Source organism: Protofrankia sp. CiP1_Cm_nod1 (assembly GCF_920888515.1).
Classification (GTDB): Bacteria; Actinomycetota; Actinomycetes; order Frankiales; family Frankiaceae; genus Protofrankia.
The window spans coordinates 4,883-12,365 of sequence record NZ_CAKKTM010000412.1 but is presented as its reverse complement, the minus strand read 5'-3'; the positions used below and the strand labels follow the sequence as shown (position 1 = coordinate 12,365).

The following is a 7,483-nucleotide window of genomic DNA, read 5'->3' as shown; positions in this document are numbered from 1 at the left end:
GCCGCGGGACGCGTCGGCGGCCGCCCGCCGGCCGGGCGCGGGTGTTCTCGACGTGCTCCCCGGTCTGCGGGCGGGCGAGCTCGCCGGGCTGCGGGTCGCCACACTGCACGGCCGGCTGCCCCCGGACGAGAAGGAAGAGACCATGACCAGGTTCGCCGCGGGGGAGCTGGACGTCCTCGTGGCCACCACGGTGATCGAGGTCGGGGTCGACGTGCCGAACGCGACCGTGATGGTTGTGATGGACGCCGACCGTTTCGGTGTCTCCCAGCTGCACCAGCTGCGCGGCCGGGTCGGCCGCGGCGGCGCGCCCGGCTGGTGCCTGCTGTACACCGACGCGCAGGAGGGCTCGCCCGCCTGGGAACGGCTGGCCGCGGTGGCGGCCACCTCCGACGGGGCCGAGCTCGCCCGTCTCGACCTCGCGCAGCGACGCGAGGGCGATGTGCTGGGGGCGGCCCAGTCCGGCGGCCGGCGTTCCCTGCGCCTGTTGGAGCTGCTCAAGGACGAGGAGCTGATCCGCTCCGCGCGGGGCGAGGCGAGCGCGCTCGTCGGTGCCGATCCGCAGCTGGCGGCGCATCCGGCGCTGGCCGCGGCGCTCGCCGCCACTCTCGACGAGACGGCCGCCGCCTATCTGGAAAAGGGATGAGCCGCCTGTCCGGAAAAGGGATGACGGGCCGGGGGAGGGATGACCGGGGCGTGGGCCGGGGCCGGTGGGCCGCGTGCCGGCGACCGGCGCGCCCGGCCACCGGAAATCCGGAGAAAAACAAGGAAAAACGACGGGGCGAAGACAGGAAATGACCAGGATAATCGGCGGGGACGCGCGTGGGCGCCCGGTTCGGGTGCCGCCGGGCGGCGGGACCCGCCCGACCTCCGACCGGGCGCGGGAGGGGCTGTTCAACACGCTCGCCTCGCTGGTCGAGCTGCGCGGCGCGCGGTTCGCCGATCTCTACGCCGGCAGCGGCGCGGTCGGGTTCGAGGCGTTGTCCCGCGGGGCGTCCCACGCCCTGTTCGTCGACCGGTCGGCGGCGGCGGTCCGCACCCTGCGCGCGAATGCGGCGGCGCTCGGGTTCACCGGTGTGGAGATCCTTTCGCAGCCGGTCCAACATGTGGTGGAAATCATGCCGGAGTGCGCGTTCGACGCGGTGTTCCTGGATCCTCCGTATGCGCTGCCGGACAGTGCGTTGACCAGCGTGCTCGCCGGGCTGATCGCCGGTGCCTGGCTGCATCCGGACGGGGTGTGTGTCGTGGAGCGCTCGCGCCGCAGCGGCCCGCCGGCCTGGCCGGACGGACTCATTACGATTCGCAATCGCGCGTATGGTGAGGGGGTGCTCTGGTACGGTTCTGGATCATGAGAAGGGCTGCCTGTCCAGGTTCGTTCGACCCGATCACCAATGGTCATCTGGATATCATCGTCCGCGCCAGTCGGCTCTTCGACGAGGTCGTCGTAGCCGTGCTCATCAACAAGAACAAGGCCAACCTTTTCACCGTGGAGGAGCGGATAGAGCTGATCCGTGAGGTGGCCCGGGATCATTCCAACGTGGTGGTCGAGTCGTCCCATGGCCTGCTCGTCGACTTCTGCCGGGCCCGCGGCATTCAGGCCATCGTCAAGGGCCTGCGCGCGGTCAGCGACTTCGACTACGAGCTGCAGATGGCGCAGATGAACCATTCACTCGCGGGCGTCGAAACCCTCTTTATGAGTACGAATCCGCAGTATGCGTTTCTGTCGTCCAGCCTGGTCAAGGAGGTCGCCACCTACGGTGGGGACGTGTCCGGCCTGGTCCCCGACGTGGTGCTCAAGCAGTTGCGCGAACGTCTCGCCCGCTGAAGCACGGCCCCGGGCGGCGTTCCGCCCGGGGCCGTGCCCGCGGGGCCTGGGGCCCCCTTTGACAAGCGTCGTCGGACCGTGAATCCTTGACTGGTTGGCGTCATAACTGTATTTGGAGTGTCTACGCAGAGTACTGGTGCTGGTCCGCGCCGGGCCGTGTCCATAGGACGGATGGGGCTTGGCGACCATGCATGCCTGAACTTCGACGACGACGACGCGTGCTGGAGCGCGCTGGCCGCCTACAGCCAGTGGGGGCTCGCCAAGGGCGAGAAGGTGCTGCTCGTCACCGGTCCCGGCATCTCGAAGAGCGAGATCTTCGCCCGGCTGGACTCCTGTGGCCCGCCGGTGGAGCCGGCATGGGAGCGCGGCCAGCTGAACATCGAGAGCACCGAAGCGGTATACCTGCCGCCTGCCCGGTTCTCCATCGAGGGCCAGATCCAGCGGTACCGGGAGCAGATCGAGCTGTCGTACCAGCAGGAGTACCCGGGATTCCGGGCCTGCGCCGACATGGCCTGGGCGCTGGATCCCGACATGGATCTCGACCAGCTTGTCGCCTATGAACATGAGCTCAAGGTCTTGTTCACCGATCCGCGGTGCAGCGTGATCTGCTGCTACGACCGGAAGCGTTTCAGCAGGGAACTGCTGGACCGCATGGACGGCGTCCACCCCATGACGGTGCTCGAAGGCATCGGATCCCTGGATATCGAGGATACCGGCTCCGGCCTGAGGCTGGCCGGAGAAGTTGATCTATCTACCCGCGAGCAGTTCATCAGTGGTCTTGAGCGGGCGTTCGCCCGGTTCGGGGACCGCCTGCTCCTGGACCTGACGGATCTTTCCTTCCTGGACGCCCATGGTGCCGGGCTGATCATCAGGCTGGCGGCCGGAATGCCGCCGGGCGGGCGGCTGGAGATCCGTTGCAGTACCCGTCAGGCGTACGTGCTACGTATCCTCGGCGCGGAATCGATCCCGTGGATGGCCCTGACCAAGGTGTGATGTGATCCGCGAATGCCAGTAGCAGAACGATCATTCCGGCCCGGAACGTGTGCCCACGGTTGTTCCGGTAGCGGTTGCCGGGCCAGGCGGCCGCGGATGCGGCCTATGCCACGCCGGTGACCCCCTACCCCCACGCCCCGACCGTGGAGCAGCTCGTCACCTGGGAGCTGCCCCTCGACCCCGCTGTTGTCGCCGCGGTCCGGGCCGGGGTTTCCCGGCAGTTGTACGCGTGGGGCTTGGAAGAAGCGGTGTTCACCACCGAGCTGCTGGTCAGCGAGCTGGTCACCAATGCGGTCTGTCACGGTGCCGCTCCCATCACGGTGCGCCTGATCCGGGAGCACGCCCTCATCTGCGAGGTCTCCGACGGCGGCCGTGGCTCCCCCCGTCCGCATCGGATCCGTGGCTGCGACGAGGGCGGGCGGGGCCTGTTCCTCGTCGCCCAGCTCTCGCGGAGCTGGGGCGTCCGCCATACCTCCACCGGCAAGACCGTCTGGGCCGAGCAGCCCCTGCCCTGAACGGCTGGTGTCACTCGCGCTGGGCCAGGGCGTATGGCCCTGGTCCACCACCGGCCATGGCCTGCCGCTCACCGTGGATCTCCATCTGTCTCCCTGAGGCGGCCATTGCGCTTGAGGCGGCCATTGCGACGCTTCGTGACATGCGGGCGGGCGACGGGCGCGGGCCGTCCGGATGCCCGGGCGTGCCGGCCCCGGGCATTGACGGGGCATTGATGTGGCCTGTCGGGGATGATGTGGCTGTCGGGGACCGCCCGCCGGCTGGCGGCCCGAGGCCGGTGGGCGTGCCACAGCCGGTCCCTGGTCCGTCCGGGGTGACGGTGAGCGGATTTCGCGAGACGATCGGATAGGGTGGTCTCCGGTACCTGGATTCCCGGGCACCAACCCATTGACCGACGAGTCACAGGTCACGAGCGCGTCACCGTCCCGCGGTCGGCCGCCTGTGACAGCGAGAGTTGTGAATCCAGTATCCGTGGCAACGACAGGCACCTCCTCCATGACCGCGCCGCCATCCCGCCGCCGGGCCCCTCGGGGCCCGCTCGTGCTCGACATCCGTGAGCTGGGCCGCCGGGCGGGATCGATGAAGCGCGTCGTGACGCGGGTGCCCGCTCCGGCGGAGCTGGGCACCGAGATGATCCACGTCCCGGTGGGCGCGCCCATCGACCTGGATCTGCGCCTGGAAGCCGTGATGGAGGGCGTGCTCGTCAGCGGCACGGCGTTCACGCCGCTGACCGGCGAGTGCGCGCGCTGCCTCGACCCGATCGAGGACGACACCACGGTCGGTCTCCGCGAGCTGTTCTACTACCCGGACCGGGCCCCCGAGGACCCCGAGGACGACTCCTTCCAGGTCGTGAACGACCATCTCGATCTCGAGCCGGTGCTGCGCGACGCGCTGGTGCTCAGCCTGCCGCTGTCCCCCTGCTGCCGGCCGGACTGCGCCGGCCTGTGTGCCGACTGCGGCGGCCGGCTGGACGATCCCGACGTCGATCACGAGCATGCCCGGGCCGATCCCAGGTGGGCGGCGCTGCCGCCACTGGCCGAGAACCTGTCACCGAATGAGCACACCCACGCAGCGAGCAACACCCACGCAGAGAGCAAGGAGAAGGACTAGTGGCCGTCCCGAAGCGCCGGACCTCGCGCAGCAACACCCGTTCCCGGCGGGCCCAGTGGAAGACGCAGGCCCCGGCCCTCACGAAGTGCCCCCGCGGCCACGTGACCCGTCCGCACACGGTCTGCCCGACGTGCGGTCGTTACAACGATCGACAGGTCCTCGACGTCTAAGTTGATGTGACACACGTCGCGGTCGATCTGCTCGGTGGTGACGGCGCGCCGGACGCGGTCGTCGACGGCATCGGTAGCGCGCTGGACGCCGACGAGTCGCTGCTGGTCAGCATCGTCGGCCCGGCCGCGGTTGCCGAACGGCTGTCGGCCGAGCGCGGGCTCGCCGTCGGTGGCCGGTTACGGCTGGCCGAAGCGCCCCATCTGATCGGTCCTGGCCAGGACGCGGCCCGTGAGGTCCGCTCGAGGCGGGATGCCACGGTCCGTGTCGCGACCCGGCTGATCAGGGACGGCGTGGCGGACGCGGTCGTCTCCGCCGGTCCGCCCGAAGCGCTCGTGGCCGCCGCCTCGTTCACCCTCGGGCCGGTGCCGGGGGCGACCCGGCAGGCCCTCGCCGTGCTGCTCGGCTCCCGGTCGAGCCCGACGGTCCTGCTGGACGCGGGCGCGGTCCCCGGCGGCGGCACCGGGGCCGACCAGCTCGTCCAGCACGCGATCGTCGGCGCGGCCTACGCGACGGCCTGTCTGGGCGTAGCGCGCCCCCGGGTCGGCCGGCTGGTGGCGGGGCCGGTCCGTCGCCCCGGAGCACGCTTTGGCGCCGGCGGACCGGGTACCGGTCGGCCAGGCGCCGGCGAACCGTATGCCGGGGGCCCGGGCGCCAGCGCGTCCGACGGGTCCGGCGACGGCGAGTTCGGTGACTTCCTCACCGGGCTGGAGCTCGACTTCGTCGGTGCCGTCGACGCCGCCACGGTGGTGGCCGGCGGACAGGTCGATGTCGTCGTCTGCGACGGTTCGACCGGAGCTGTTGTGGTCTCGTGGTTGCGGGCGGTGGCGAAGTCGGTCGACCAGCCGTCACCGGCGCTGTCGGGGTGGTATCCGCAGGAGGGAGCATTCGTGGTTGGCGTCGACGGGATCGTGATCGTCGCGGGCGGCGGGCCTGGTCCCGGCGCGGCCGGTCCGGGTATCGCGGGAGCGATCGCGCGGGCGGCCGCGCAGGCGTCCGCCGCGGACCGCTCCGGATGGGTGCTGTGCCAGCGGGCGGCCCTGGCCGGTCTCGTCACCCGCCGCCGCAGCCGGGCCGGGCTGCCGTCATGACCCGCGGCCTGCCTCCGCCGATGCCCCGGGACGGCCTGCGGGCCGCGCTCGGCGTGCCGGTCGACGTCGACCGGCTGGAGCTGGCGCTCACGCACCGTTCGTACGCCTACGAGCAGGGCGGCCTGCCGACCAACGAGCGGCTGGAGTTCCTCGGGGACTCGGTGCTCAGCCTGATCGTCACCGACGCCCTGTTCAACCGCCATCCCGACCTGCCCGAGGGGCAGCTGGCCAAACAGCGCGCGTCCGTGGTCAACATGCGGGCCCTGGCCGAGGTCGCCCGCACACTGGGGGAGAAGGGCATCGGCCCCTACCTGCTGCTCGGCCGCGGCGAGGAGACCACCGGCGGGCGGGACAAGGCCAGCATCCTCGCGGACACCCTGGAGGCGCTGATCGGCGCGGTCTACCTGTCGTCCGGTCTGGAGAGCGCCTCCGAGTTCGTCCACCGGCTGTTCGACCCGTTGCTCGACGTCGCCGCCGGCCGGGGCGCCGGGCTGGACTGGAAGACGTCGTTGCAGGAGCGTACCGCCAGCCTGCTGCTCGGCCCCCCCGAGTACGAGGTGGACGAGTTCGGGCCGGACCACGCCAAGCGGTTCACCGCCCGGGCCGTCGTGGCCGGCCGGGTGCTCGGTCACGGCGACGGGGGCAGCAAGAAGGAGGCCGAGCAGCGGGCCGCCGCCGCCGCCTTCCAGGCGCTGGAGGACGAGGCCGAAGCTCCCGGCCAGGTGGCACCCGACACCGCCGGGGCCACCGCTGACGCCGCGTCCGAGAGCGCCCATGGCCATTCCGAGGCGGCGGTGGGCACGGGCAACGGCTGACCGGCGGCCGTGCCTGATTCCCGCCTGTCCGATCCCGTATGCCTGATGCCTGAGCCGCCCGATGATGCCTGAGCTGCCTGATGCCTGAGCTGCCCGAGGTCGAGGTGGTCCGCCGCGGCCTTGAGCGGACGCTGCCCGGCCGGACGATCGCCACGGTGGCGGTCGCCCATCCCCGGGCGGTCCGGCGGCATGCCGCCGGCGCTGCCGACTTCGCCGCCGTGCTCGCCGGCCGCACGATCGAGGCTGCCTGCCGCCGGGGCAAGTACCTGTGGCTGGCCCTCGACGGCGGGGCCGCGCTGCTGGGTCATCTCGGGATGAGCGGCCAGCTGCTGGTGGTCGCCACGGAGAAGCCCGACGAGACGCACCTGCGGGTGCGTTTTACCTTCACCGACGCCGGCCGTCAGCTGCGGTTCGTCGACCAGCGCACCTTCGGGGGGCTGGCGGTCGTCCCGACCGACGCGGGCGTGCCCGCGCCGATCGTGCACATCGCCCGGGACCCCCTCGACCCGGAGTTCTCCGACGCCGGCTTCGTCGCGGCTGTGCGCCACCGCCGGACCGGGATAAAACGGGCGCTGCTGGACCAGACGCTCGCCAGCGGGATTGGTAACATCTACGCGGACGAATCACTGTGGCGAGCGGGTCTGCACTATGCGCGTCCGACCGGGACGTTGACCCGCGGCGAACTCAACCGGTTGCTGCAAGCGGTGCGCGAGGTCCTGCTCGAGGCCCTACAGGCCGGTGGCACCTCTTTCGACGCGCTCTACGTGTCGGTCAACGGTGAGAGCGGGCTGTTCGACCGTTCGCTCGCGGTCTACGGGCGGGCAGGGCTGCCCTGTACGCGATGCGAGACCCCGATCCGCCGGGACGCTTTCATGAACCGGTCCAGTTTCACCTGTCCGCGCTGCCAGCCACGCCCGCGAAAAGCACACTGGTAGGCCGGGCTCCGCCCGGCGCGGCGCACTGGTAGGCGC

General features: G+C 71.2%; 10 protein-coding genes. All 10 read left to right on the top strand.

Going from position 1 to position 7,483, the window contains the following annotated elements; all coding sequences use genetic code 11:
* A partial coding sequence (locus tag NBX02_RS18665) for a helicase-related protein (protein ID WP_445548522.1) occupies positions 1-643 on the top strand: 643 nt, incomplete at its 5' end.
* 148 nt (positions 644-791) lie between these two features.
* A complete protein-coding gene (rsmD, locus tag NBX02_RS18660; RefSeq protein ID WP_250285087.1) occupies positions 792-1,349 on the top strand; it encodes a 16S rRNA (guanine(966)-N(2))-methyltransferase RsmD in 558 nt (185 codons plus the stop codon).
* Positions 1,346-1,822, top strand: coding sequence for a pantetheine-phosphate adenylyltransferase (coaD, locus tag NBX02_RS18655; protein WP_250285088.1), 477 nt, complete (start codon positions 1,346-1,348; stop codon positions 1,820-1,822). Before rsmD ends, coaD begins: the two co-directional genes overlap by 4 nt.
* 171 nt (positions 1,823-1,993) lie before the next feature.
* On the top strand, positions 1,994-2,815 hold the full coding sequence (locus NBX02_RS18650) for an MEDS domain-containing protein (protein WP_250285089.1): 822 nt from the start codon (positions 1,994-1,996) through the stop codon (positions 2,813-2,815).
* Between the two features lie 116 nt (positions 2,816-2,931).
* Positions 2,932-3,330 (top strand): ATP-binding protein, encoded by a 399-nt coding sequence (locus tag NBX02_RS18645; RefSeq protein WP_250292415.1) that lies wholly within the window; start codon positions 2,932-2,934, stop codon positions 3,328-3,330.
* A gap of 493 nt (positions 3,331-3,823) precedes the next feature.
* Positions 3,824-4,438: a YceD family protein gene (locus tag NBX02_RS18640; protein WP_250285091.1), complete on the top strand. Its 615-nt coding sequence runs from the start codon at positions 3,824-3,826 to the stop codon at positions 4,436-4,438.
* Entirely contained in the window at positions 4,438-4,608 is a 171-nt protein-coding gene (gene rpmF / locus NBX02_RS18635) for a 50S ribosomal protein L32 (RefSeq protein ID WP_013874845.1), read from the top strand. The genes NBX02_RS18640 and rpmF overlap by 1 nt, the downstream gene beginning before the upstream one ends.
* Positions 4,609-4,614: 6 nt before the next feature.
* Positions 4,615-5,697, top strand: a complete 1,083-nt coding sequence (locus tag NBX02_RS18630; protein WP_250285092.1) for a phosphate starvation-inducible protein PhoH — start codon at positions 4,615-4,617, stop codon at positions 5,695-5,697.
* Positions 5,694-6,512 (top strand): ribonuclease III, encoded by an 819-nt coding sequence (gene rnc, locus NBX02_RS18625; protein ID WP_250285093.1) that lies wholly within the window; start codon positions 5,694-5,696, stop codon positions 6,510-6,512. The genes NBX02_RS18630 and rnc overlap by 4 nt, the downstream gene beginning before the upstream one ends.
* A gap of 80 nt (positions 6,513-6,592) precedes the next feature.
* Positions 6,593-7,447 carry a bifunctional DNA-formamidopyrimidine glycosylase/DNA-(apurinic or apyrimidinic site) lyase gene (gene mutM / locus NBX02_RS18620; RefSeq protein WP_250285095.1) on the top strand — a complete coding sequence of 285 codons (855 nt, stop codon included), beginning with the start codon at positions 6,593-6,595 and terminating at the stop codon, positions 7,445-7,447.
* Positions 7,448-7,483: the final 36 nt, after the last annotated feature.